Origin of the sequence: Streptomyces sp. S.PB5, assembly GCF_030403745.1 — a bacterium.
Lineage (GTDB): Bacteria > Actinomycetota > Actinomycetes > Streptomycetales > Streptomycetaceae > Streptomyces.
Genome location: NZ_JAQMWP010000006.1, coordinates 324,002 through 349,325, shown reverse-complemented (window position 1 = coordinate 349,325; position 25,324 = coordinate 324,002). Strand labels below are relative to the sequence as shown.

General features: G+C 70.3%; 19 protein-coding genes and 1 riboswitch. Of the genes, 10 read left to right on the top strand and 9 right to left on the bottom strand.

What is annotated here, in order from left to right:
• The first annotated feature begins 22 nt into the window (after positions 1–22).
• The 5 genes from PH203_RS18025 (at position 23) to PH203_RS18005 (ending at position 4,037) form a co-directional block, all read left to right on the top strand.
• On the top strand, positions 23–961 hold the full coding sequence (locus PH203_RS18025) for a MerR family transcriptional regulator (protein ID WP_289921083.1): 939 nt from the start codon (positions 23–25) through the stop codon (positions 959–961).
• A gap of 122 nt (positions 962–1,083) precedes the next feature.
• Positions 1,084–1,632 (top strand): RNA 2'-phosphotransferase, encoded by a 549-nt coding sequence (locus PH203_RS18020; protein ID WP_289921082.1) that lies wholly within the window; start codon positions 1,084–1,086, stop codon positions 1,630–1,632.
• Between the two features lie 25 nt (positions 1,633–1,657).
• Positions 1,658–2,113 (top strand): hypothetical protein, encoded by a 456-nt coding sequence (locus PH203_RS18015; RefSeq protein ID WP_289921081.1) that lies wholly within the window; start codon positions 1,658–1,660, stop codon positions 2,111–2,113.
• Between the two features lie 51 nt (positions 2,114–2,164).
• Positions 2,165–3,076: an LLM class flavin-dependent oxidoreductase gene (locus tag PH203_RS18010; protein ID WP_289921080.1), complete on the top strand. Its 912-nt coding sequence runs from the start codon at positions 2,165–2,167 to the stop codon at positions 3,074–3,076.
• A gap of 94 nt (positions 3,077–3,170) precedes the next feature.
• Positions 3,171–4,037 (top strand): Cof-type HAD-IIB family hydrolase, encoded by an 867-nt coding sequence (locus PH203_RS18005; protein WP_289921079.1) that lies wholly within the window; start codon positions 3,171–3,173, stop codon positions 4,035–4,037.
• A gap of 66 nt (positions 4,038–4,103) precedes the next feature.
• Here the strand turns inward: PH203_RS18005 and PH203_RS18000 are convergent, their stop codons facing one another.
• The 6 genes from PH203_RS18000 to hisC form a co-directional block, all read right to left on the bottom strand.
• Complete coding sequence (locus PH203_RS18000) at positions 4,104–5,159, bottom strand: M23 family metallopeptidase (protein WP_289921078.1); 1,056 nt, start codon at positions 5,157–5,159, stop codon at positions 4,104–4,106.
• Positions 5,160–5,317: 158 nt separating this feature from the next.
• Positions 5,318–7,000, bottom strand: a complete 1,683-nt coding sequence (locus tag PH203_RS17995) for a GAF domain-containing protein (RefSeq protein ID WP_289921077.1) — start codon at positions 6,998–7,000, stop codon at positions 5,318–5,320.
• Between the two features lie 57 nt (positions 7,001–7,057).
• Positions 7,058–10,642, bottom strand: coding sequence for a thiol reductant ABC exporter subunit CydD (gene cydD / locus PH203_RS17990; RefSeq protein WP_289921076.1), 3,585 nt, complete (start codon positions 10,640–10,642; stop codon positions 7,058–7,060).
• Positions 10,643–10,725: 83 nt separating this feature from the next.
• Complete coding sequence (gene cydB / locus PH203_RS17985) at positions 10,726–11,733, bottom strand: cytochrome d ubiquinol oxidase subunit II (RefSeq protein WP_289921074.1); 1,008 nt, start codon at positions 11,731–11,733, stop codon at positions 10,726–10,728.
• Positions 11,734–11,751: 18 nt separating this feature from the next.
• Positions 11,752–13,266: a cytochrome ubiquinol oxidase subunit I gene (locus PH203_RS17980; RefSeq protein ID WP_289921072.1), complete on the bottom strand. Its 1,515-nt coding sequence runs from the start codon at positions 13,264–13,266 to the stop codon at positions 11,752–11,754.
• Between the two features lie 306 nt (positions 13,267–13,572).
• Positions 13,573–14,652, bottom strand: coding sequence for a histidinol-phosphate transaminase (gene hisC / locus PH203_RS17975; protein ID WP_289921070.1), 1,080 nt, complete (start codon positions 14,650–14,652; stop codon positions 13,573–13,575).
• 397 nt (positions 14,653–15,049) lie between these two features.
• Between hisC and PH203_RS17970 the strand changes: the two genes are divergently transcribed.
• The 3 genes from PH203_RS17970 to PH203_RS17960 all read left to right on the top strand — a co-directional run bounded on the left by PH203_RS17970 (position 15,050) and on the right by PH203_RS17960 (position 18,494).
• Positions 15,050–16,162: a LacI family DNA-binding transcriptional regulator gene (locus PH203_RS17970; RefSeq protein ID WP_289921069.1), complete on the top strand. Its 1,113-nt coding sequence runs from the start codon at positions 15,050–15,052 to the stop codon at positions 16,160–16,162.
• 201 nt (positions 16,163–16,363) lie between these two features.
• On the top strand, positions 16,364–17,437 hold the full coding sequence (locus PH203_RS17965) for a metallophosphoesterase (protein WP_289921068.1): 1,074 nt from the start codon (positions 16,364–16,366) through the stop codon (positions 17,435–17,437).
• 193 nt (positions 17,438–17,630) lie between these two features.
• Positions 17,631–18,494, top strand: coding sequence for a hypothetical protein (locus tag PH203_RS17960; RefSeq protein WP_289921067.1), 864 nt, complete (start codon positions 17,631–17,633; stop codon positions 18,492–18,494).
• 175 nt (positions 18,495–18,669) lie between these two features.
• Here the strand turns inward: PH203_RS17960 and PH203_RS17955 are convergent, their stop codons facing one another.
• Positions 18,670–19,086, bottom strand: coding sequence for a helix-turn-helix domain-containing protein (locus PH203_RS17955; protein ID WP_289921066.1), 417 nt, complete (start codon positions 19,084–19,086; stop codon positions 18,670–18,672).
• 119 nt (positions 19,087–19,205) lie between these two features.
• On the opposite strand from PH203_RS17955, the gene PH203_RS17950 reads away from it, so the two are divergent.
• Positions 19,206–20,144: an NADP-dependent oxidoreductase gene (locus tag PH203_RS17950; RefSeq protein WP_289921065.1), complete on the top strand. Its 939-nt coding sequence runs from the start codon at positions 19,206–19,208 to the stop codon at positions 20,142–20,144.
• A gap of 46 nt (positions 20,145–20,190) precedes the next feature.
• On the opposite strand, the gene PH203_RS17945 is transcribed toward PH203_RS17950, so the two are convergent.
• On the bottom strand, positions 20,191–21,183 hold the full coding sequence (locus tag PH203_RS17945) for a hypothetical protein (protein ID WP_289921064.1): 993 nt from the start codon (positions 21,181–21,183) through the stop codon (positions 20,191–20,193).
• An 84-nt stretch (positions 21,184–21,267) separates the two neighbouring features.
• The gene (gene thiC / locus PH203_RS17940; RefSeq protein ID WP_289921063.1) at positions 21,268–23,091 is read right to left on the bottom strand and encodes a phosphomethylpyrimidine synthase ThiC; all 1,824 of its coding nucleotides are present in this window, start codon (positions 23,089–23,091) and stop codon (positions 21,268–21,270) included.
• A riboswitch (TPP riboswitch) is annotated at positions 23,084–23,273 on the bottom strand. It overlaps the preceding gene by 8 nt.
• 71 nt (positions 23,274–23,344) lie before the next feature.
• Here thiC and PH203_RS17935 point away from each other — a divergent pair.
• The gene (locus tag PH203_RS17935; RefSeq protein WP_289921061.1) at positions 23,345–25,159 is read left to right on the top strand and encodes a YibE/F family protein; all 1,815 of its coding nucleotides are present in this window, start codon (positions 23,345–23,347) and stop codon (positions 25,157–25,159) included.
• Positions 25,160–25,324 lie beyond the last annotated feature (165 nt).

Here is a 25,324-nt window from a genome sequence, read left to right as displayed (position 1 = left end):
GCGCCTGTTCGAGGACAGTTGCATGAGTGACCTACCGACGATGCGGATCGAGGACCTGGCCCACCTCAGCGGGGCCACGGTCCGCACCATCCGCGCCTATCAGGACCGCGGCCTGCTCCCCCGTCCCGAGCGGCACGGCCGGGCCAACCTCTACTCCGACGCCCATCTCGTCCGGCTGCGCCAGATCGCCGGCCTCCTCGACCGCGGCTACACCCTGGCCTCCATCAAGGAGCTCCTGGAGGCCTGGGACGCCGGCCGAGGGCTCGGCGGGGTGCTCGGGCTGGTCGCCGAGGTCGACGGGCCGTGGAGCGACGAGGAGGCGGTACGGATCTCGCGCGCCGAGTTGGAGGAGCGGTTCGGCGGCAGCCCCGACGACGCGGCCGTCGCCGACGCCGTGGAGCTCGGCGTGCTGGAGCCGGTGCCGGGGGACGAGGACCTCTTCGTCGTGCCGAGCCCTCAAGAGCTGGCCGTGGCGGTCGAGTTGCATGCCGCCGGTGTGCCGCTGTCCGCGATCTCCGGCCATCTGCGGGAGTTGAGGGGGCAGGTCGAGCACATCGCCGCCCGCTTCCTGGAGTTCACCACCGAGCACGTCTTCGCCCGCTACCTCGACGGACCGCACCGCCCGACCGACGCAGACGCGGCGGAAGCGGCCTCGCTCGTACGGCGTCTGCGTCCGCTCGCACAGCAGACGGTGGACGCGGAACTCGCGCGGGCGATGCGGCTGTTGGCGGTACGGCAGCTGCGGCGGCACCTGGGAGGGGGCGAGGTGCCGGAACCACACTTTCCGTCACGCTCGGTGGCCCTGCCCGAGGAGACGATACGGGCGGTGGAGGGGCTGGTTGGGGGTGAGCGGGCGGCGGAGTTCATCGCGTTGGCGGCTGAACGGGAGGTGCGGGCAAGGAGGTTGGACGCGCTCACGTCAAAGCTGCGTCCCCCAGCCGATCTTGACGAAGAGGGCTGACATGACAGCGAGTTGTCCACAGAAACTCCAAGTAGCCTGTGGATAACTTGACTTGGTTGTGGATCAAACCTCCCAGCCAAAACAAAATGCGTGACGCGCGTCTCTCCCGTCATGCTGAGCGGATGGACGAAAGACGCACCGTGAAGGTGTCGAAGTACCTCTCGAAGCATCTGCGCCACCAGCCCGAGCGGATCGGGCTGGAGCTCGACGCGGCCGGCTGGGTCGAGATCGACGTACTGATCGCCGCGGCCGCCGCGCACAACTTCCGGTTCACCCGCGAGGAGCTGGACCACGTCGTCGCGGCCAACGACAAGAAGCGCTTCGCGATCGAGGGCAGCCGGATCCGCGCCAGCCAGGGGCACAGCATCGAGGTGGACCTTGGACTGCCCCCGTCCACCCCGCCGCCGTACCTCTACCACGGGACCGTGGACCGCTTCCTGGACGCGATCCGCGCCGAGGGTCTCAGGCCCATGAACCGCCACGACGTCCACCTCTCGCCCGACCGGGAGACGGCGACCCGTGTCGGCGCCCGCCGCGGCCGGCCCGTCGTGCTCTCCGTGGACACGGGCGCGATGCACCGCGACGGCCATGTCTTCCACGTCAGCGCGAACGGGGTGTGGCTGACCAAGGCGGTGCCGCCGGAGTACCTGCGGTTTCCCGAGCCGCACTGAACCGGCTTCCGGCATGATCAGTGGTATGGACCACCGAGGGAACCATCTGCCCACCACCGAGGCCGCCGTCACCGCGCTCCGCGCCCTCGCGGCCGAGTACGCCCTCGAGATCGAGGTCACCCACGACATCGGCGCCGACCAGACCTCTCGCCGCACCTCTGCGGGCGTCGGCGTCACCGCGGACCCGGACGGCTCCCTGCCCCATGAGGCATACGTCGAGCTCGGCGGCCGCCCCCGGGTGGACGTCCGGCTGTTCCCGGACGACGACGCGCTGATCACCGTCGACGGCATCGAATGCCCCGACATCGCCCGCGACGACGTGCCCGCCTTCCTGCGTGCCCTCTACGACGGCCGTGCCTGGGTCAAGTCGCGCCGCTTCCCGCCGGGCAACTTCCTGATGGTCCCGCTGCCGGGCGACCGCGTGCACAAGGAGTTCATCCTGGTCGGGCTCAGCCCATGGCTCAGCGGCCGTACCCGATGACCTTCGGTGACTGTTTCACGTGAAACCCGTTCAGCCGCATACGCTCGAACCATGAGTCTGCGTCTGAGCACCGTGATCCTCCCGTACCGCCGCTGGAACGAGGGGAGCCGTGAGGCATGGCAGCGAGCGGAGGAGCTCGGCTTCCACACCGGGTACACCTACGACCATCTGTCCTGGCGCAGCTTCCGGGACGGCCCGTGGTTCGGTGCCGTGCCGACGCTGACCGCCGCCGCGGCCGTCACCGACCAGCTGCGGCTGGGCACCCTGGTGACCTCGCCGAACTTCCGGCACCCGGTGACCCTCGCCAAGGAACTGATCTCCCTCGACGACATCTCCGGTGGCCGCGTCGCCCTCGGCATCGGCGCGGGCGGCACCGGCTTCGACGCCACGGCGCTCGGCCAGGAGCCGTGGACACCGCGTGAGCGGGCCGACCGGTTCGCGGAGTTCGTGCGGCTGCTGGACCGGCTGCTGACCGAAGACGGCGAGAACGGGGTGTCGTACGAGGGCGACTTCTACTCGGCGCACGAGGCGCGGAACATCCCGGGCTGTGTGCAGCGGCCCCGGCTGCCCTTCGCGGTGGCGGCCACCGGCCCGCGCGGACTCAAGCTCGCCGCCCGGTACGGACAGGCGTGGGTGACTACGGGCGACCCAAAGCTGCACGAGAACGGCACTCCTGAACAGTCGATTCAAGCCATTCGTGGGCAGGTCGAGAAGCTCGCCGACGCCTGCGCGGAGATCGGCCGTGACGCGGCCGGCCTCGACAAGATCCTGCTCACCGGATTCACCCCGGACCGCGGTCGGCCGCTTCAGTCGCTCGACGCGTTCGTGGAGTTCGCGGGCAGGCACCGGGAGTTGGGCTTCACGGAGATCGTCGTCCACTGGCCGATCCCCGATTCGGACTTCGCCACGGACGAGAAGGTCTTCGAGCAGATCGCCATGGAGGCCCCGGCGCAGCTGCGCTGACCACACGGAGTGTGATCGTGCTGGTGGGGGCGGTAACTACTCACATGTGCGGGCTCCCGCACGACCGTGCGGGCATATGCGGGAGAATGGCTGGGTGACCTCAGCGACTCGACAGCCCGAGACCCCGGCCGCCATAGTCCCGCCACGCCTGATAGCCACCGACCTCGACGGCACCCTGCTGCGGGACGACAAGTCCGTCTCCCCGCGCACGGTCGCGGCCCTCGCCGCCGCCGAGGAGGCGGGCATCGAGGTCTTCTTCGTCACCGGCCGCCCCGCGCGCTGGATGGACGTCGTCAGCGACCACGTCCACGGCCACGGCCTGGCGATCTGCGGGAACGGCGCCGCCGTGGTCGACCTGCACGGCGGCCCCGGCGCCCACCGGTTCGTGAAGGTGCGGGAGCTGACGCGGGAGAACGCACTGGAGGCCGTACGGCTGCTGCGGGACGCGGCGCCGGGCACGGTGTACGCAGTGGAGCAGACCTACGGCTTCCACCAGGAGCCGGACTATCCCAAGCTGCACATGGAGATCCCCGACGAGCTCCAGCCCGCCGAGAAGCTGCTGGCGCCGGAGGGTCCGGGCGCCGACGAGCCGGTCCTGAAGATCCTCGCCTTCCATCCCACGCTCGACCCGGACGCCTTCCTCACCGTCGCCCGCCTCGCCATCGGCGACATCGCCAATGTCACCCGCTCCAGCCCCAGCGCCCTGCTGGAGATCAGCGGCCCCGGCGTCTCCAAGGCCAGCACCCTGGCCCTGTGCTGCGCCGAGCGCGGGATCTCGCACGAGGAGGTCGTCGCGTTCGGGGACATGCCGAACGACGTCGAGATGCTGACCTGGGCGGGACAGTCGTACGCGATGGGCAACGCGCACCCCGATGTGATCGCGGCGGCCTCGGGGCGGACGGTCGCGAACAACGAGGACGGGGTGGCGGTCGTCATCGAGCAGATGCTGGCGCGGCGCTAGCCGTTTCCGCGGCTTCGTCGGCCTCAGTGGTTCAACGGCTTCATCGGCCTCAGTGGTTCGGCCGCTTCAGCCGAGGGGCACGCCCCGCGAGGCCAGCCATGGCACCGGGTCCACCGATGAGCCCAGTTCCGGTGTCACCCGGACCTCGAAGTGCAGGTGGGGTCCGGTGGAGTTGCCGGTGGTGCCGGACTGGCCGATCCACTGCCCCGGCGCCACCCGCTCCCCCTGGTCGACGGTGACGGCGGCGAGATGGGCGTACTGCGTGTAGTAGCCGCCCGCGTGCTCGATCACGATCTCGATGCCGAAGGCGCCGCCGCAGGACACCTTCACCACCCGGCCCGCGCCGACCGACCGCACCGGTGTGCCGATCGGCACCGCGAAGTCCTGCCCGGTGTGCCGGTTCGCCCATCGTGAGCCGCCGCTGCCGAAGCCGGCGGACAGTTCGTACGTCTCCACCGGCGTCATCCACGCGCCCGCGACCGGCGTGGGCGGTTGGTCGAGGCGGACGGCGCCACGGCAGGCGCCGGCGGCGACCGACGCGTCCGCCTGGCCCTGCAACTGCCGGCGCGCCTCTTCGAGCTTCTGCCCGATGTCCTTCTTCAAGGCGGCGAGTTCGACGTTCTGCTGCTCCAGCGCCTGCCACTCCGCGGCAGCCTTCGCCTCGTCCTTCGCCAGCCGTGCCTCGGCCCGACGGCTCTTCTCGATGGCGTTGTCCACCGCCAGGTTCGCCTGGGAGAAGACCTGCTGACCACGCATCAGCTCCTCCGGGCTCCCGGCGAGGATGATCTGCGCGGTGAGCGGAAGGTCGCCGCCGTTGCGGTACTGAGCGCGCGCGATCCGGCCCAGGTCCTCGTGCATGACGGCGATGTCCTGCCGCTCCCGGCCGAGCAGCGTCTCGAACCGCTGCGCCCGCGCCCGCTGCACCTTCGCCTCCTGCCGCCCCTTCTCGTACTGCTGCGTCGCGACGGCCGCGTCCTCGTACAGCCTCGCCACCTGCGCACTGATCCCGGAGTCGGTGCCGTCGCCCTGCTTCTCCGCGGCGTCGGTGGGGCGGGCCGCGAGCACGGCGAGCGCACACAGCAACGCCGGGACGAGCAGCGGATGGCGGCGGGACAGTCGCATGCCAGCGATCGTGACCCCGGGAGCAGGGCGGGGGCATGTTCAAGTCGTACAGCCGGGGGAATCACGGCTCCGTATGGCGCAGTCGTACGACCGAACAGGCGCCGCCGGGATCCTGGTTGACGGCACGTCACACGGGTCGGTCCACGGAGGGCTGCCCGCTATTCGAGCGGCGCCTCCCACACCACCGTCGTCCCCCCGCCGTCCTCCCCGAGGCCCGGCCCGTGCCGGCTGTCGCCGCCCAGCGATTCGGCGCGCCGCTTGAGGTTCTTCAGGCCGCTGCGCCGACCGCCCTCGGGGATGCCGACGCCGTCGTCCGCGACGGTCAGGCGGACGCCCTTCCGCCCGTCCGGCAGGGTGGCCGTCGCGTCGACGACGACGGCGATCCGGGAGGCCCCGGCGTGCCGGAAGGCGTTGGAGAGGGCCTCGCGCAGGGCCGCGATGAGGTTCTTGCCGGTGAGGTCGCCGACGAGGGCGTCGACGGGTCCGACGAAACGGTGGGAGGGCTTGAACCCGAGGGGCACGGCCGCGGTGTTGATCTCCCGCAGGACGCGGGTGCGCAGCCCTGCCGGGGCCTCCGCGGGCCCCTGTTGCAGCGCGAAGATCGCGGTGCGGATCTCCTGGATGGTGACGTCGAGTTCGTCGACGGCCTGGCCCACACCCTTGCGCACCTCGGGCACGACCGACCTGCGCTGTGCGCTCTCCAGCATCATCCCGGTGGCGAACAGCCGCTGGATGACCAGGTCGTGCAGGTCACGGGCGATGCGATCACGGTCCTCGTAGACCGCGAGCCGTTCCCGGTCGCGCTGTGCGTCGGCCATCATCAGCGCGAGGGCGGCCTGTGAGGCGAACTGGATCGCGAGGGTGCGTTCCGTCTCCGTGAACGGCCGCTCCCCTCGCGCGCGAGGCGTCACGAGGGCGCCCAGCACTCGTCCGTCGCTGTGCAGGGGCAGCAGCATGGTCGGCCCGTAGCCGCACGCGAGGCCGGTGATCATGCGCGGGTCTGCGGCCGCGTCGTCCATGAACACGGCCTGTCCGTCGAGGAGTTCGGTGACGACCTTGCTCTCCGGCGGGACGACCGTGCCCAGGGCGCCCGACGGCTGGTCCGCGGCCACCGCGGCGATCTCCAGGCCGCCCTCGTCGGCGGGCAGCAGCACGATCCCGGCCGCCGAACCCGACAGGCGACGGGCCTGCTCCGCGACGACCTCGAGGGCGTCGTCGGCGTCGCCGCCCGACAGCAGGGCGGTGGTGACGGCGACCGATCCGTCGATCCAGCGCTCGCGCTGCTTGGCGGCCTCGTACAGCCGGGCGTTGCCGATGGCGATCCCGGCTTCCGTGGCCAGGACCCGGACCATGTTGAGGTCGTAGTCGTTGAACGGCTCGCCGCCGTGTTTCTCCGTCAGATACAGGTTCCCGAAGACCTCCCCCTGCACCCGGATCGGGACCCCGAGGAAGCCGCGCATCGGCGGGTGGTGCTCGGGGAAGCCGCAGGAGCGCGGGTCGGTGGTGAGATCCGCGAGCCGGACCGGCTCCGGGTCCCGGATCAGCGCGCCGAGCAGCCCCCGGTGGCCGTCCGGCAGCCGTCCGATGCGCCGCGCGGTCGCCTCGTCGACGCCGTGGAAGACGAAGTCGGCGAGCCCCCGGCCGTCCTCGTCGACGACTCCGATCGCCGCATAGCGGGCGTCCGTCAGCGCGGCCGCCGTCTCGCAGATCCGGTCCAGCGTGGAGTGCAGCTCAAGACCGCTGCCGACGGACCGCATCGCCTCCAGCAGCTGCGGCACCCGCGCGGTCAGCTCGGCCGGCAGGGCCTGGGGCAGGGGACCGGGGGACGGTTCGTCGGACATGAGCCGAGCGTAATTAGTCCCATTTAATACAGAAAGTCGAGATTCTCGAAGGCCGGCTCATGCGGTGAGCGCCGGCACCTCCGACTCCGCCTCCCGCTCCACCATCCCCCGCAGCGGCCCCGCCACGGCGGCCAGCTCGGCGTAGGAACCCCGCTGCACGATTCGCCCCTCGTCCAGCACGATCACCTCGTCCACCGTCTCAAGGCCGGCCAGCCGATGGGTGATGAGCAGCGTCGTACGCCCCTCGGTGGCGGCCAGCAGATCGGCGGTGAGCGCGTCGGCCGTGGGCAGGTCGAGATGTTCGGCGGGCTCGTCGAGGACCAGGACGGGGAAGTCGGCGAGCAGCGCACGGGCCAGCGCGAGCCGCTGCCGCTGACCGCCGGACAGCCGCGCCCCGTGCTCTCCGACCAGTGTGTCCAGCCCGTCGGGCAGCCCGTCGGCCCACTCCAGCAGCCGGGCCCGCTTCAAGACGTCACGCAGCTCGTCCTCGGTGGCGCCCTTCTTGGCGAGCAGCAAATTCTCGCGCAGCGAGCTGTCGAAGAGATGCGCGTCCTGGGCACACAGCCCGACGGACCTCCGTACGTCGTCGCCCCGCAGCGCGTACGCGTCCACGCCGCCCAGCGTGTACGCACCGTCCTTCGCGTCCAGGAACCGCAGCAGCACCTGCGCGAGAGTCGTCTTGCCTGACCCGGACGGGCCTACGACGGCGATCCGGCGACCCTCCGCGAGCGTGAGGTCGACTCCGGTGAGGGCGTCCCGGTCCTGCCCGGCGTACCGGGCGGACAGCCCCTTCACGGCGACCGGGAACGGCGACGCGGGCGCCTTCTGCGGCTGTTCCGGTTCCCGTACCGGCTCCGGCGCGTCCAGCACCTCGTAGACCCGCTCCGCGCTCTTGCGGACCCGCTGGCGGTACTGCACGGCCAGCGGGAGCCCGAGGACGGCCTCGAAGGCGGCCATCGGGGTGAGCACGACGACGGCCATGGTGACGCCGCTCAGCCGCCCGTCGGCGACGCCCTGGGCGCCCACCAGGGCGGTGGCGGCGACGGTCAGTCCGGAGACCAGCGCGGTGAGCCCGTCGCCGAGCGCGGTGGCGGTGGCGGCGCGCGAGGCGATCCTCGCGAGCACCCCGTCGGCCTGCCGGGCCTCGGCGGTACGGGCGGGCAGGGCGCCGGCGACGGCCAGTTCGGCGGTCCCGGTGAGCAGGTCGGTCACCCGGGTCGCCAGCACCCCGCGCGCGGGGGCCAGCCGCCGCTCGGCACGCCGGGCCACCGCACCGGTGACCAACGGGACTCCGGCCCCGGCCGCCAGCAGTCCGACGGCGAGCACGGCACCGGCCTCGGGCAGCAGCCAGGCGGTGAAGCCGACGGACGCCGCGGACACCACCGCCGCGGCTCCAGCGGGCAGCAGCCAGCGCAGCCAGTAGTCCTGCAGGGCGTCGACGTCGGCAACGAGCCGGGACAGCAGATCGCCGCGACGGGTCTGCCGCAGCCCGGCGGGCGCCAGCCGCTCGAGCCGCCGATAGACGGCGACCCGGGTGTCGGCGAGCATCCGCAGCACGGCGTCGTGCGACACCAGCCGCTCCGCGTACCGGAACACGGCCCGGCCGATCCCGAAGGCCCGCGTCGCCGTCACGGCCACCATCAGATACAGCACCGGCGGCTGCTGCGAGGCCCGCGAGATGAGCCACCCGGAGGTGGCCATGAGCCCCACGGCACTGCCGAGCGCGAGGCTGCCGAGCAACAGGGCGAGCGTGAGGCTCCCGCGCCGGGGGGCGGCCATGGCACGGACGCGGGCCAGCACACCCCGCCCGCCGACGTCGGCCCCCTTGCCCGGGGCATCGGCGGCGCCCGGAGCACCTGCGGCCCGCACCCCGCCGCCGGGAGAGACATCACCGTCGGCCGCGCGCCGCCCGCCACCGGCCACCAGCCCGCCCTCGCCACCGGCCACCGGACCGCCGCCACCCACGCCGCGAACCGCCGCGCCCACCACGACACCCGAGGAATCCGCGGCCGACTCCGCCAGCCGCACCACCCGGTCCGCCACCCCCAGCAACGCCGGCCGGTGCACGACGAGCAGCACCGTCCGCCCCACCGCCAGCCGTCGTACCGCCGCCACGACCTCCGCCTCGGTCGCCCCGTCGAGCGCCGCCGTCGGCTCGTCGAGCAGCAGCACCGGCCGGTCCGCGAGGAACGCCCGGGCCAGCGCGAGCCGCTGCCGCTGCCCGGCGGACAGCCCGGCCCCGTCCTCCCCGAGCACGGTCCCGACGCCCTGCGGCAACGCGTCGACGAACTCCAGCGCCCCGGCGTCCCCGAGCGCCTGCCGCACCGCGTCGTCGTCCGCGTCGGGCCGAGCCAGCCGTACGTTCTCGGCGATGCTCCCGGCGAACAGGTGCGGCCGCTGCGGCACCCACGCGACCTGCGACCGCCACTGATCGAGGTCGGCCTCGGCGAGATCGACTCCCCCGACCGAGACCCGCCCCTCGGCGGGCGGTACGAACCCCAGCAGGACGTTCAGCAGCGTGGACTTGCCCGCGCCGCTCGGTCCGACGAGGGCGACCGTCTCCCCGGGCTCGACAGCGAAGGAGACGTCGGAGACGACGTCCCCGGCCCGGCCGGGGTAGCGGACGGCGAGCCCTTCGAAGGCCAGCGTGCCGTCCGTCGGCACGGCACGGGTACCCGACGCCGGCACCGGCGTCTCCAGCACCTCGAAGATCTCCTCGGCGGCGGCCAGCCCCTCCGCCGCCGCGTGGTACTGCGCCCCCACCTGGCGCAGCGGCAGATACGCCTCGGGCGCCAGCACGAGGATGACCAGGCCGATGTACAGGTCCATCTCGCCGTGCACGAGCCGCATGCCGATCGTCACGGCGACCAGCGCCACCGACAGCGTGGAGAGCAGCTCCAGGGCGAAGGAGGAGATGAAGGCGATGCGCAGCGTCCGCATGGTCGCCCGTCGGTACTCGCCGGTGATGCGCCGGATCGAGTCGGCCTGCGCCTTGGCCCGTCCGAAGACCTTCAGGGTCGGCAGCCCAGCAACGACGTCCAGGAAGTGCCCGGACAGCCGGGACAGCAGCTGCCACTGACGGTCCATCCGGGACTGTGTGGCCCAGCCGATGAGCACCATGAAGATCGGGATGAGAGGGAGCGTGCCGACGATGATGGCCGCCGAGACCCAGTCCTCGGTGACGATCCGGGCCAGGACCGCCACCGGCACCACCACCGCAAGGCCCAACTGCGGGAGATAGCGCGAGAAGTAGTCGTCGAGGGCGTCGACTCCGCGTGTGGCCAACGCGACCAGCGATCCGGTCCGCTGTCCGCCGAGCCAGCCCGGCCCCAGCGTCGCGGCCCGCTCCAGCAACCGCCCCCGCAGCTCCGACTTCACCGCCGCGCTCGCCCGGTGCGCGGCGAGTTCGGTGAGCCAGGAGACCAGGGCACGGCCACCCGCGACCGCTACCAACAGCAGCAGGGGAGTGCGGAGTTCGGAGACGGAGAGACCGTGCTGGAAGGCACCGACCACCACTTCGGCGATGAGCATCGCCTGAGCGATGACCAGCGCCGCCCCGACGGCACCCAGACCGACGACGGCCACCATGAAGAGCCGGGTGGCCCGGGCGTACCGCAGCAGACGCGGATCGATCGGTTTCACGTGAAACACACCCTCTTCTCAGCGGGGACCTTGGGGCATGTTTCACGTGAAACATGCCCCAATCAGGACGCCCCGGCTCGGCCTCAGTGCGCGACGTCCGCCGCGATGTGCTGCGTACCGATCCGCTTGCGGAACACCCAGTAGGTCCAGCCCTGGTAGACCATCACGACCGGTGCGGCGATCACCGCGCACCAGGTCATGATCTTCAGGGTGTACGGGCTCGACGAGGCGTTGGTGACGGTGAGGCTCCAGTCCTCATTGAGCGAGGACGGCATGACGTTCGGGAAAAGCGTCAGGAAGAGCATCGCCACGGCGGCCGCGATGGTGACGCCCGACAGCGCGAACGACCAGCCCTCGCGCCCGGCCTGATTGGCCAGCAGAGCGGCGACCAGGGCGACGACCGCCACGACCATGGCGACCAGGCTCTTGCCGTCGCCGCCGTCGATCTGCGTCCACAGCAGGAAGACCAGCGCCGCCGCGGCCGTCACGAGCCCGACCTGAAGCGCCAGCTTCCGTGCCCGCTCCCGGATCTCCCCGACCGTCTTGAGCGCCGTGAACACCGCCCCGTGGAAGGTGAACAGCGTCAGCGTCACCACTCCGCCGAGCAGGGCGTACGGGTTGAGCAGGTCCCAGAAGGTGCCGACGTACTCGAAGTTCTGGTCGATCTTCACGCCGTGCACGATGTTGCCGAAGGCCACGCCCCACAGGAACGCCGGGAGCAGCGAGGTCCAGAAGATCGCGGTCTCCCAGTTGCGCTGCCAGTTCTCCTCGGGCCGCTTGACCCGGTACTCGAAGGCGACACCGCGGACGATCAGACAGACCAGGATGAGCAGCAGGGGCAGATAGAAGCCCGAGAAGAGCGTGGCGTACCACTCGGGGAAGGCGGCGAAGGTCGCGCCGCCGGCCGTGAGCAGCCAGACCTCGTTGCCGTCCCAGACGGGGCCGATGGTGTTGATCAGCACCCGCTTCTCTGGCCGGTTCCGGGCCAGCAGCTTGGTGAGGACACCGACTCCGAAGTCGAAGCCCTCCAGGAAGAAGTAGCCGGTCCACAGGACGGCGATGAGCACGAACCAGACGTCGTGAAGTTCCATGACTCGATCCCCCTCGGCCTAGTACGAGAAAGCCATCGGCTTGTCGGCGTCATGGGTGTCGCCGCCGATCTTCGTGGGCGGGTTGAGGTCGGCCTCGGTGAGCTCGGGCGGGCCGGCCTTGACGTACTTGGCGAGCAGCTTGACCTCGACGACGGCGAGGATCGCGTACAGGCCGGTGAAGACGATCATCGAGGTGAGGACCTCGCCCTGCGAGACGCCGGGGGAGACCGCGTCGCGGGTCCGCAGAACGCCGTAGACGACCCACGGCTGGCGGCCCATCTCGGTGAAGATCCAGCCCCAGGAGTTGGCGATCAGCGGGAAGCCCATGGTCAGGACGGCGATGCGCCAGTACCACGTGGTGAGCTTCGGGCCGAGGGCCTTCTTGCCCCTGGGCATGAGCACGAGATGCGGCACCTCGTCGTCGGCCACCCGCAGGTGCTGCGGCAGCAGGAACTTCTTGCGGGTCAGCCAGAGCCCGATCACGCCGATCGCCAGCGACGCCATGCCGAAGCCGATCATCCAGCGGAAGCCCCAGTAGGCGACCGGGATGTTGGGCCGGTAGTCGCCGGGCCCGTACTTCTCCTGCTCGGCCTTGTTCACGTCGTTGATGCCGGGGACGTACGAGGTGAAGTCGTCCTTGGCGAGGAAGGACAGCAGGCCCGGAATCTCTATGGCGACCTTGTTGTGGCCCTTGTCGACATCGCCGACGGCGAAGATCGAGAAGGGCGCCGGCTCCTCGCCGTCCCACAGGGCCTCGGCGGCGGCCATCTTCATCGGCTGCTGCTCGTACATGATCTTGCCGAGGACGTCACCGCTGACCGCGGTGAGCAGGCCGCCGACGACGACGGTGACCAGGCCGAGCCGCAGCGAGGTCTTCATGTCGCTGATGTGCTTCTTGCGCAGCAGGTGGAAGGCCGAGACGCCGACCATGAAGGCGCCGCCGGTGAGGAACGCCGCCGACAGGGTGTGGAAGACCTGGGCCAGGGCGGTGTTCTGGGTCAGTACCAGCCAGAAGTCGGTGAGCTCGGCCCGGCCCTTCGCCTCGTTGATCCGGTAGCCGACCGGGTGCTGCATCCACGAGTTGGCCGCGAGGATGAAGTACGCGGACAGGATCGTGCCGATCGAGACCATCCAGATGCAGGCCAGGTGGACCTTCTTGGGCAGCCTGTCCCAGCCGAAGATCCACAGACCGATGAAGGTCGACTCGAAGAAGAAGGCGATCAGGGCCTCGAAGGCGAGCGGTGCGCCGAAGACGTCACCGACGAAGCGCGAGTAGTCGGACCAGTTCATGCCGAACTGGAACTCCTGCACGATGCCGGTGACGACACCCATCGCGATGTTGATCAGGAAGAGCTTGCCCCAGAACTTCGTGGCTCTGAGGTACTTCTCCTTCTCTGTGCGCACCCAAGCCGTCTGCAGGCCGGCCGTGAGCGCGGCCAGAGAGATCGTCAGGGGGACGAAGAGAAAGTGGTAGACGGTGGTGATGCCGAACTGCCAGCGCGCCAGTGTCTCCGGCGCCAAAGCCAGGTCCACGTCGTCAGGTCTCCTTAGGTCGCCGTGGTACAGCGGCAGTTTGCCCCTTATGTCACACACATCATTGGAGCAACCGGGACACGCTTGTGAACGCGTTCACATTCACAAAGAATTATGACGCACTGATTATCGAAGCTCGAAGGGGGGTCCCCTCCATGGGCCCAAGGGACTCTCCGGTGGGGTCCATCGGTCCCCTCTCGCCAAGGCACGGCCGCTCACCTCCAGCGCCCGGACATGGGGCGAGGAGCCGTCGGCCACACCGCCGACCGACGGCCAGAGCTCCTCACGGCCAGAGCCGCCCTGCGGCTAGAGCTCCTTGCGGAACGCTTCCGTCACCTTCAGGAAGATGTCGTTCGCCTCGGTCTCCCCGATCGTCACCCGCACACCCTCGCCGGGGAACGGACGGACCACCACACCGTGCTGGTCGCAGGCCGCCGCGAAGTCGACCGTACGCTCCCCCAGCCGCAGCCACACGAAGTTGGCCTGGGTCTCGGGCACCGTCCAGCCCTGAGCCCGCAGCCCCTCCACCACGCGGTTGCGCTCACACACCAAGGAGCCGACCCGGCCGAGCAGTTCGTCCTCGGCGCGCAGCGAGGCGATCGCCGCCTCCTGCGCGAGCTGGCTGACCCCGAAGGGCACCGCGGTCTTGCGCAGCGCCGCCGCCACCGGCTCATGGGCGATGGCGAAGCCGACGCGCAGTCCGGCGAGGCCGTATGCCTTGGAGAACGTCCGCAGGACGCAGACGTTCGGCCGGCTCCGGTACAGCTCCACCCCGTCCGGCACCTCGCTGTCCCGGATGAACTCCCGGTACGCCTCGTCCAGCACCACGAGCACATCGCTCGGCACCCGGTCGAGGAAGCGCTCCAGCTCCGCCCGCCGCACGACCGTGCCGGTCGGGTTGTTGGGGTTGCAGACGAAGATCAGACGCGTCCGGTCGGTGATGGCCTCCGCCATCGCGTCCAGGTCGTGCACATCGCCCGGCGTCAGCGGCACCTTCACCGAGGTCGCACCGCTGATCTGCGTGATGATCGGGTACGCCTCGAAGGACCGCCAGGCGTAGATGACCTCGTCGCCCGGGCCCGAGGTCGCCTGGATCAGCTGCTGGGCGACGCCGACGGAGCCGGTGCCGGTGGCCAGGTGGGAGAGCGGGACGCCGAAGCGCTCCGACAGCTCGTTCATCAGGCCCGTGCAGGCCATGTCCGGGTAGCGGTTGAAGGACGAGGCGGCGGCCGTGACGCTCTCCATCACGCCCGGCAGCGGCGGATAGGGGTTCTCGTTGGAGGACAGCTTGTAGGCGACCGGGCCGTCGGTCGCGGCGGGCTTGCCCGGCTTGTAGGTGGGGATACCCTCCAGCTCGGCGCGCAGCTTGGGGCTCGTCTCGCTCACCGCAGTCCTCCTCATGACCACCGGGTTCCAATACTGCTCACCTTATGAGGATTGGGCGTCTGTGCGAACCGGTGGGACGTCACCTCATCCGTCCCACCGGCATCAGGGGCATCACCGTACGAAGGCAGACGAATCACAGGGCGCGCTCACATATATCTATGCGCCGGTGGCTCGCGCCGTGGCGCGCATCCCCCGTGAAGGTGAGTTGAGACCTCTTCGAAACATCGGGGACTTGGCAGGCCCATGCGTGCCGACAAGTCAGCTAGTGTCATTGGATCGTTCAACTCCCTTACATTCCCAGGGAATTGACGGCTTTTGACCATGCAGAAACGTACCTGTCAACGCGTGCATATGCGTCCGCCCTACCCCACCGCATGAGCCCTACTATCGGCTCGCCATGACAGCAGCAGGGAAGCACCAGGTGAGCCGCGCGGAAACCTCACGTCGAGGCAGCCGGCCGGGTCGTGCGGGCATCAGAGATGTTGCCGCCGCCGCCGGAGTCTCCATCACGACCGTCTCCGACGCCCTCAACGGGAAGGGCCGGCTCCCGGACGCCACCCGACGCCATGTCCGTGAGGTCGCCGACAGGCTGGGCTACCGCCCCTCGGCGGCGGCCCGAACCCTCCGTACCGGCAAGTCGGGCCTCATCGGTCTGACGGTGACGACGTACGGGGATGAACCTTTCACCTTCACCGAGTTCGCGTACTTCGCCGAGATGGCGCGAGCCGCCACCTCGGCCGCGCTCGCCCGCGGCTACGCACTCGTCATCCTGCCCGCGACCTCGCGCCACGACGTGTGGTCGAACGTCGCGCTGGACGGGACCGTGGTGATCGATCCGTCCGACCAGGACCCGGTCGTCAGCGAACTGGTCCGCCAGGGGCTGCCGGTGGTCTCCGACGGCCGCCCGGCCGGCTCGCTGCCGGTCACCGCGTGGGTCGACAACGACCACGAGGCCGCCGTACTCGGCATCCTCGACCACCTGGCCGACGCCGGCGCCCGCCGCATCGGCCTGCTGACGGGGACGTCGACGGACACGTACACGCATCTGTCGACCACCGCATACCTGCGTTGGTGCGAGCGGGTCGGCCAGGATCCGGTGTACGAGGCCTACCCGGCGCACGATCCGTGCGCCGGGGCCGTGGCCGCCGACCGGCTGCTGGCCCGCCCGGACCGCCCCGACGCGGTCTACGGCCTGTTCGACCCCAACGGCACCGATCTGCTCGCCGCCGCCCGCCGCTACGGGCTGCGCGTACCGGAGGACCTGCTTCTGGTCTGCTGCAGCGAGTCCACCGTGTACGCCAGCACCGAGCCGCCCATCACCACGCTCTCGTTGAAGCCGCGGCGCATCGGCACGGCCGTGGTGCAGCTCCTCATCGACGCCATCGAGGGGGTCGAATCGGACCAACCGGTCGAGCAGGTGATACCGACGGAGCTGATCGTGCGTACCTCGTCCCAGCGACGCCCGCCGCGGACGACCGTCAGCCCGCCCCGGTCGCCCGAGGAGAAGTAGCGCAGGGGCCGTCAGCAAGGCGCCGAAGCCCTGCCCAATCGGGGCGAAAGCCGCGGTGAACAGGAGTCTTGCGCTGATTCACCACCCCTGGGTCATCACATGGCGCGATCCGCATTCCTATGATGGGCCCACGACACCGCGGGCCGCTGCGACCAGGCAGTCCGAAGTGGTGCAGATGCGGCGTGATGGTGGAGGGGTCTGATGACTCAGGGGGCCGGTCAGGGACCCGAGGCGGAGCGGACGGCGACGTTGCGCGACTTCCGGGTGCCCGCGTACGTCCACGAGACCGGCCCGTACGGCCACAGCGTGCACCCCGGCGATGTCGTACCGGCGCACGAGGCGGAGTTCCCGGAGGGGTACACCCCGACGGAGCGGAACCTTCCGGTCGTCAACCGGGGTGACACGCTTCAGGTGACCGTCGACCCCGCCGAGCTCCCGCAGCCGGTCTCCGTCGGCCCCGGCGCGCTGTTCGTCGTCGGGGACGTGCACGGCTACCTCGACGAGCTGGTGGCCGCGCTCCAGGAGCAGGGGCTCATCGACACCGCGGGCAACTGGTGCGCGGGCACCGCCCGGCTGTGGTTCCTCGGCGACTTCACCGACCGCGGGCCCGACGGCATCGGCGTCATCGACCTCGTGATGCGGCTGTCCGCCGAGGCCGCGGCCGCCGGCGGCTACTGCAAGGCGCTCATGGGCAACCACGAGCTGCTGCTGCTCGGCGCCAAGCGGTTCGGCGACACCCCCGTCAACTCCGGCGCCGGCACCGCCACCTTCCAGGCGGCCTGGCTGCTCAACGGCGGTCAGAAGACCGACATGGACCGTCTGCAGGACCACCATCTGCAGTGGATGGCCCGCCTCGACGCCATGGAGGCGGTCGACGGTCATCTGCTCGTCCACTCCGACACCACCGCCTACCTCGACTACGGCGACTCGATCGAGGCGGTCAACGACACCGTCCGCGAGACGCTCACGCGCAACGACGCGGACGAGTGCTGGGATCTGTTCCGCAAGTTCACCAAGCGCTTCTCCTTCCGCGACGAAGGCGGCGCCGACGCCGTACGGTCACTGCTGGATACGTACGGCGGGACCCGGATCGTTCACGGGCACAGCCCGATCCCGTACCTGCTGGGCGAGGTCGGCTCCGAGGACGGTGAGGACAGCGGCGGCCCGGTGGTCGAGGGACCGCACATCTACGCCGACGGCCTGGCCATCGCGATGGACGGCGGGGTGACCATGGCCGGAAAGCTGCTGGTCCAGCAACTTCCCCTGGATATCTGAACGTTCACCGGGCAGACGATCCCCCATGACGGACTGAGCGAAGACGGCGCAGGCCAGGGCCCAATTTCTGGAAACCCCCTGTCACGGCGTGCCGTAGCCGCTCTACCATCGGCTTATCCGTAGCAGGCTCCCCTCCGTTTCTGCCCGACGGCTCACAGTCATGCGAGCCCCAAGCCCTACGGAGCATCGGGGGATGCACATGAACAGCGTTCCGCAGCACCTGCTGAGCGAGGACCGCCAGGAATACGAGCGGATCCTCGATGAGGCGCTGCGCTCCGCCCCACACCGCCCGGAACTGGCCGCTGTGGGACAACGGCTCAATCCAGAACAGCTGCGCACCATGGCGCTCAACGCCACCGCGATCATCACGGCGGCCGCGGCGACCGAGTACCAGCACTACGTGAAGGTCCGCGAGGAACTGCGCCAGCCGGCGCCGTCCACCCCGTCGTCCGTCCGTGAGACCGGCTCCGCGGAGTCCGGCTCGGGCGCGGTGGGGCTCGCCGCCACCATGGGAGAGGTCGCCGAGACCGCCGGCGCGGGCGCCGTCGCCGTCGTCGCGGTCCTGGCCCCAGTCCTCGCCGGAACCGCCGCGGCGATCTTCCTGCTCGTGGGTTACATCCTCAAGATGCTCGATCCGCAGCAGTCGTTCGCCCAGACCATGCTGACCACCGGCTGGGTGTTCGGCGCGGTCACCGCGGTGGCGATCCTGGTCGCCGCGGTCGGCCTGCTCCTCACGGCGCTGCGCAACCGGCCCTCGCTCGACACCGGGCCCTACGGCGAGCTGACCGAGGAGGTGTCCCGGGCCAGGGAAGCCTGGCGCGAGGCCCTGCTGGAGAAAGGCGTCCTGCCCTTCCTGCGGGACGCGCTGGCCGATCCCGGCACCGCGGCCGCCCTGCACCGCTCGGCACCGCCGGCCCCCAGCCGTATGCCGCACCTCGGCTACGGCCGCCCGGGCTTCAGCAGCCCGGACGACGGCAGCGCCGGTCCCCGGCCCAGCTTCACGAGCCCGGACTACACCAGCCCGGACTTCGGCGGCCCGGAACACCAGCCGGAGTGACCCCTGCTTGCGCCCCTCGCCACGGGGAGACCCACCTCCGGGGGAGCGCAAGCCGGTTGTCCGGCGGGCGTGCCGTGCTGAGTGACGGCGGGCGGGTGGTGAGGTACCGGGTGCCGAAGCCGACCCGACCCGGTCCGGTCCGGTCCGGTCCGGTCGCCGATGGTGAGGGCCGGACCTAGGTGGTGGTGCCGGAGGGTCGGCGTTCCGTGCGTTCGTCGAACTTCTCCCGTGCCGCCCGGATGGCGGCGATGTTCGTCTGCGACCAGTCGGTGATGCTCTGCACCAGCCCGCCCAGCTCCAGGCCCAGCTCGGTCAACTGGTAGTCCACACACGGCGGGACCGTCGGATACACGGTGCGCGTCAGCAGCCCTTCGCGCTCCAGCGCGCGCAGGGTCTGTGTCAGCACCTTCTGCGTGACGCCGTCCAGCCTTCGCCGCAGCTGGGCGAAGCGCATCGGGCGGCCGTCCTCGAGCGCCACCAGCACCAGCATGGTCCACTTGCCGGCGATCACGTCCAGCACGGCACGGGTCGGACAGTCGCGCAGGAAGATCTCCACGCCGCCGTGTTCTCTCAGGTCGAAGCCGGTATCCACGAAGAACCTCGGTATCAGACAAGTGCCTTCTTCCGCAGGGATATCGCTCGGGCCGAGCATGAAGGACACCGAGCGCCACCGCCTTCCCGGACCGTGCGCCCTGCCGACGAGGAGTCCTGATGCCCGCCCGTATGCATGCCGTCGTCCAGTCCGCGTTCGGCGGTCCGGAGACCCTCGCCTACACGGAGACCGACGTGCCGGACCCCGGTCCCGGGGAGGTGCTGCTGCGGGTCGCCGGCGCCGGGGTCAACCCGGGCGACGCGGTGCTCCGGTCCGGCCGGGTGCCGGAGCTGGTCACGCTGCCGTGGACGCCGGGCAACGACGTGGCCGGGGTCGTCGAACGGGTCGGCGAGGGCGAGACGCGGTTCGTGCCGGGCGACCGGGTGTACGGCATGCTGGCGGTCACCCGGCACGGCTCGTACGCCGAGTTCACCGCCGTGGCGGCCGACGCGCTGGCCCTCGCGCCGAAGAACCTCGACCTCGTCCATGCGGCGGCCGTGCCCCTGGTCGCGTTCACCGCCTGGCAGGCGCTGGCCGTGCTGGCACGGGTCCAGCCCGGCGACCGGGTCCTGATCCATGCGGCGGCGGGCGGCGTCGGCCACGTCGCGGTCCAACTCGCCAAGGAACGGGGCGCGTACGTCATCGGCACCGCGCGGGCGGCCAACCACGACTTCCTGGGCGAGCTCGGCGCCGACGAACTGATCGACTACACCACCACCGACTTCCGGACCGCCGTGACTCCCGTGGACGTCGTCCTGGATCTGGTCGGCGGCGCCTACGGCCCGCGCTCCCTCGACGTACTCCGCCCGGACGGTCTCCTCATCGGCGCCTCGATCGACCCGGGTACGGACGCGGAAGAAGCCGCCGCCCGCGGCCTGCGCTACGTCTGGGTCACGGCCGAGCCCTCCGGGGCGGTACTGGACCAGATCACCGACCGCATCGAGAACGGCCGCCTCAAGGTCACGGTCCAGCACACCTACCCCCTCGCCGAAGCGGCCACCGCCCACCGCACGATCGAGGAGAAGCGCACCAACGGCAAGATCGTGCTCGTACCTTGACGAGGTGGGGCCCACATGGGCACCGGGCCCCACCCGGGCAGGACGATCAGTCCGCGATCGGCTCCGGAAGGGTGATGAGCGCGATGCTGTCCGGCTGGGCCACAGCCAGGCGGGTGCCGTCCGGGTGCAGGGCAACAACGGGCGTCGGGATGTGAGTGACCCCGTAGCTGCCCTCTCTGCGGGGTACCTCCACGCTGGGCCATTCCGCCACCACGGCGCCTGTCGTGACATCGATCAGCCGCGGATGCCCGTACAGCGAGACGACCGTGTCGCCCCGCGCGATCAGAGTGCCGAGGCAGAAATCGACCGTGTTGCGATGGATCCACCGCCCTGCGGAGAGCGACCACACGCCCAGCTGCCGTGGGCCCAGGGCAGGGGTTTCCTCATCGTCGAGAGGCTCCCCATCGGTCGCCACGGCCAGGCGGTCGTCATCGAGCCAGCAGGCCGAGGCGACCTCCGCATCGATGCCCGGGTCCAAGGGCAGCACGCCACGGCCATCGAGCACAGCGGGGTCCGTCAACGCACCGGCCAGGTCGAAGACTTCGACGACCCCGTACGGATGCCAGAACCAGCCGGCCGACAGCAGGTGAGTCCCACCCGGGCTCACCGCCAGCCGCGAGTGGAAGAGGTCCCTGGGTTGACGTTCGCCGTCGGTGAGCCACTCTCCCGACTCCGCATCCTCGATCTCGAGGATGTTGTACTCCTCCGGGCAGTGGACCAGAACCTCGCGGCCGTCCGGCAACGCCCCGAGCGCCACCGGATAGTCGAAGACATCGGCTTGGTAGTAGCTGCGGTTCAGCTCACGGACGAGCCGATCACCTTCGAGCAGCAGTGCCTTGGTACCCCGCTCGGTGTAGACGACGGAGTAGCGGCCGGACGGGGAGACGACGCTCCGGTCGAAGAGAAACCCATGGATGACCGAGGCAGGGTGCTCCACTCCGTCAGGACTCCATCGGCGGCCGCCACCCACCACATCGACCAGGTCATCGCCGTCCCACACCAGCGACTGCGCCTCTTCCGTCACCTTCAGAACGATCAAGACTCCACCCACCCCTCATCCCCGAGCGCACGATGGCGCTGCCCCGAAGGCATCGTCCTCCGAAGCAGCGCCAATCTACGGACGTCAGTCCGCCAGCGGCAGGTACACCCGGCTCCCGCTCGCCGCGAACTCCTTCGACTTCTGCAGCATCCCCTCAGCGATCTCCTCCGGAGACGCCCCCTCGGCGGCCGCACCACCGAACCGCTCTGTGATGCTCTGGCTGATCTTCATCGAGCAGAACTTCGGCCCGCACATCGAGCAGAAGTGAGCCGTCTTCGCCGGCTCCGCCGGCAGCGTCTCGTCGTGGAACTCGCGGGCCGTGTCGGGGTCGAGAGCCAGATTGAACTGGTCCTCCCAGCGGAACTCGAAGCGGGCATCCGACAGGGCGTCGTCCCACGCCTGGGCGCCAGGGTGTCCCTTGGCGAGGTCCGCCGCATGGGCCGCGATCTTGTAGGTGATGACGCCGGTCTTGACGTCGTCACGGTTGGGCAGGCCCAAGTGCTCCTTGGGCGTGACGTAGCAGAGCATCGCGGTGCCCCACCACGCGATCATCGCGGCACCGATTCCCGAGGTGATGTGGTCGTAGGCCGGGGCGATGTCCGTGGTCAGCGGGCCGAGCGTGTAGAACGGCGCCTCCTCGCAGATCTCCTGCTGAAGGTCGATGTTCTCCTTGATCTTGTGCATCGGGACATGCCCCGGGCCCTCGATCATGGTCTGCACGTTGAAGCGCTTGGCGATCGTGTTGAGTTCCCCGAGCGTCCTCAACTCGGCGAACTGCGCCTCGTCGTTGGCGTCCGCGATCGAGCCCGGGCGGAGGCCGTCGCCGAGTGAGTACGTCACGTCGTACGCGGCGAGGATCTCGCAGAGTTCCTCGAAGTTCTCGTAGAGGAAGCTCTCCTTGTGGTGCGCCAGGCACCACGCCGCCATGATCGAGCCGCCGCGCGAGACGATGCCCGTCTTGCGGTTCGCCGTCAGCGGGACGTACGGCAGCCGCACGCCCGCGTGGACCGTCATGTAGTCCACGCCCTGCTCGGCCTGCTCGATGACCGTGTCCTTGTAGATCTCCCAGGTCAGTTCCTCGGCCTTGCCGTCGACCTTCTCCAGCGCCTGGTAGAGCGGCACCGTGCCGATGGGGACGGGGGAGTTGCGCAGCACCCACTCGCGCGTGGTGTGGATGTTGCGGCCCGTGGAGAGGTCCATGACCGTGTCGGCGCCCCAGCGGGTCGCCCAGGTCATCTTCTCGACCTCCTCCTCGATGGAGGACGTCACCGCGGAGTTGCCGATGTTGGCGTTGACCTTCACCAGGAACCGCTTGCCGATGATCATCGGCTCGATCTCCGGGTGGTTGACGTTGGCCGGGAGCACCGCGCGACCGGCCGCGATCTCCTCCCGGACGACCTCGGGCGAGACGTTCTCCCGGACGGCCACGTACTCCATCTCGGGCGTGATCTCACCGCGGCGCGCATACGCGAGCTGGGTGACCGCCCGCCCGTCGCGGCTGCGGCGCGGCAGCCGGGGCCGGCCCGGGAAGACCGCGTCGAGGTTGCGGAGATTGCCGCCGCGCGGCGAGGTGTGCTTGATGCCGTCGTCCTCGGGGCGGACGGGACGGCCCGCGTACTCCTCGGTGTCACCGCGGGCGATGATCCAGTTCTCCCGCAGCGGGGCCAGGCCCCGGCGGACGTCGGTATCGACCAGGGGATCGGTGTACGGGCCCGATGTGTCGTACAGCGTGACCGACTGCCCGTTGGTGAGATGCACCTGACGGACCGGCACCTGCAGGTCGGGGCGCGAGCCCTCGATGTATGCCTTGTGCCAGCCGATGGACTTCCCGCTCTCCGTGGACTTTTCACCCTCGATGGGCTGTTCGTCCTGGCTGGAGGCAGGCGTGCGTGCGTCCTTGATGGTCATGAGACCTACTCCCTACGCCGGCATTACCCGGTAACAGGTTCGGCGGTCGACGCAGCGGTTTCCGTCTGCCGACGTTTCGTGTGGAACGTCACTCGCTGGTGACGATGTTCCACGTGAAACATCGCTGGGACGGAGGTCAGCGCCCTCTCAGCCCGGTGCTCCGAGCTCCCGCGTGTACAAAGGTGCCTCCACGCTAGCGTCAATTCGGGCGCGGTGAACAGAGGGCCCCTGCCGTTCTTGCGATGATCGGTCGGTGACCACGACACATCAGCCCCCGTACCCACCCGAGCCGCCCCGCGGGCCCGGCTCCGGAAACGGGCCCGGCAACGGCCCCAGATCCGGGGACGGCCGGGGTGCCGGGTACGGCTCCGGCGGCTGGCACGAGCAGGAGCACGGGAGCGGTGCCGACGGCTCTGATCGCGGGTTCGGGCAAGGGCCGGGATCCGGTGGTCGGTTGGGGCAGGAGCCCGGATCCGGCGGTTGGTTCGGACAGGATTCCGCGTCCGGTGACCGGTTCGGGCAGGGGTCCGCATCCGGTGGTGGTCACGACCACGGCCATGACGGCGGAGGACACCACGGCCACGGCCACGATGCCGGAGGCGGACACGGCCACGGCCCGGGTCCCGGCGGGGGCGGGAACGGTGGGGGCGGCGGAGACGGAACCGGCGGTGGCGGTGGGCCTGGTGGCGGCGGACCGGATGGCGGCGGACACGGCCACTCGCACAGCCACAGTCACGGCCCGGCGGCCCCCGTCTCCAAGCACCTGCGCAAGGTCATCGCCGCGGTCCTCATCCCCTTCGGCGTCGCCGTGATCGTCGGGCTCGCCGTGCTGTGGCCCGGGGGTGCGCCGGGGCATGAGCGCACCGGTGTCGGCTTCGACCGACAGACCCAGCAGGCCACGGTGACCAAGGTCGACGAGGTGAGCTGCAAGTCGGTGAACGCCTCCGGTGGGACCCCGACCGGCGACACCTCCACCGCCGAGGGCTCCTCCGCCCAGCAGCAGGAGGACGGGACCTGCAAGAAGGCCACGATCCGTGTCGACACCGGCAAGGACAAGGGCCGTACGTTCACCGAGATCGTGCAGCCGGACCAGTCGCGGCAGCTGCACCAGGGCCAGAAGGTCGTGGTCGCCTACGAGCCCTCCGCGCCCAAGGACCTGCAGTACTCGGTCACCGACGTGAACCGCAGGCTTCCCATGGCGCTGCTCGCCGGCATCTTCGCGCTCGCCGTCGTGGTCGTCGGGCGGTTGCGGGGCGTCATGGCACTGGTCGCCCTGGCCATCAGCTTCCTGATCCTGAACTTCTTCATCCTGCCCGCGATCCTGCAGGGCTCGAACCCGCTGGTCGTGGCCGTGGTCGGGGCGAGCGCCATCATGCTGATCGCCCTGTATCTGTGTCATGGGCTGTCGGCGAGAACATCGGTCGCCGTGCTCGGCACGCTGATCTCGCTGCTGCTGATCGGCGTCCTCGGCTCGCTGTTCATCGGCTGGGCCGCGCTCACCGGCAACACCGACGACAACACCGGCCTGATCCACGGCCTCTACCCGTCGATCGACATGAGCGGTCTGCTGCTCGCCGGCGTCATCATCGGTTCGCTCGGTGTCCTCGACGACGTGACGGTCACCCAGACCTCGGCGGTCTGGGAGCTGCACGAGGCCAACCCGACGATGGGCTGGCGAGGGCTGTACCGCGCCGGCATCCGCATCGGCCGCGACCACATCGCATCCGTCGTCAACACGCTCGTCCTCGCCTATGCGGGCGCCGCGCTGCCGCTGCTGCTGCTCTTCTCCATCGCGCAGTCCAGCGTGGGCACGGTTGCCAACAGCGAGTTGGTGGCGGAGGAAATCGTGCGCACACTGGTCGGCTCGATCGGCCTGGTCGCATCCGTGCCGGTCACGACGGCACTGGCGGCCCTGGTCGTCTCGGCCGACAAGCCCGCCGGCACGGCCTCCGGCGCGGCGGCGGGACCGACGGGCGGGCGGCCGGCACCGGCCGGGGCGCAGTCGATGTCGGCGGGCACACAGACGGCTGCGGCACGAGGCGGGCGGGGCCGCCGGCGCAAGCGCTGACGCCGTAGCGCTGACGCCGTGGCCACGAGGAGAGCGTAGGGCGCCGTGGACGACGTACCGGACGGGCGAGGGCGCCCGTGTGCGGCGGGCCAGGGTGCCCGTGTGCGGCGGGTCTGGCGCTCTCGCCGCAGACTCCGGGCCCACCTCGAGAAGAAGCGTTCCTGC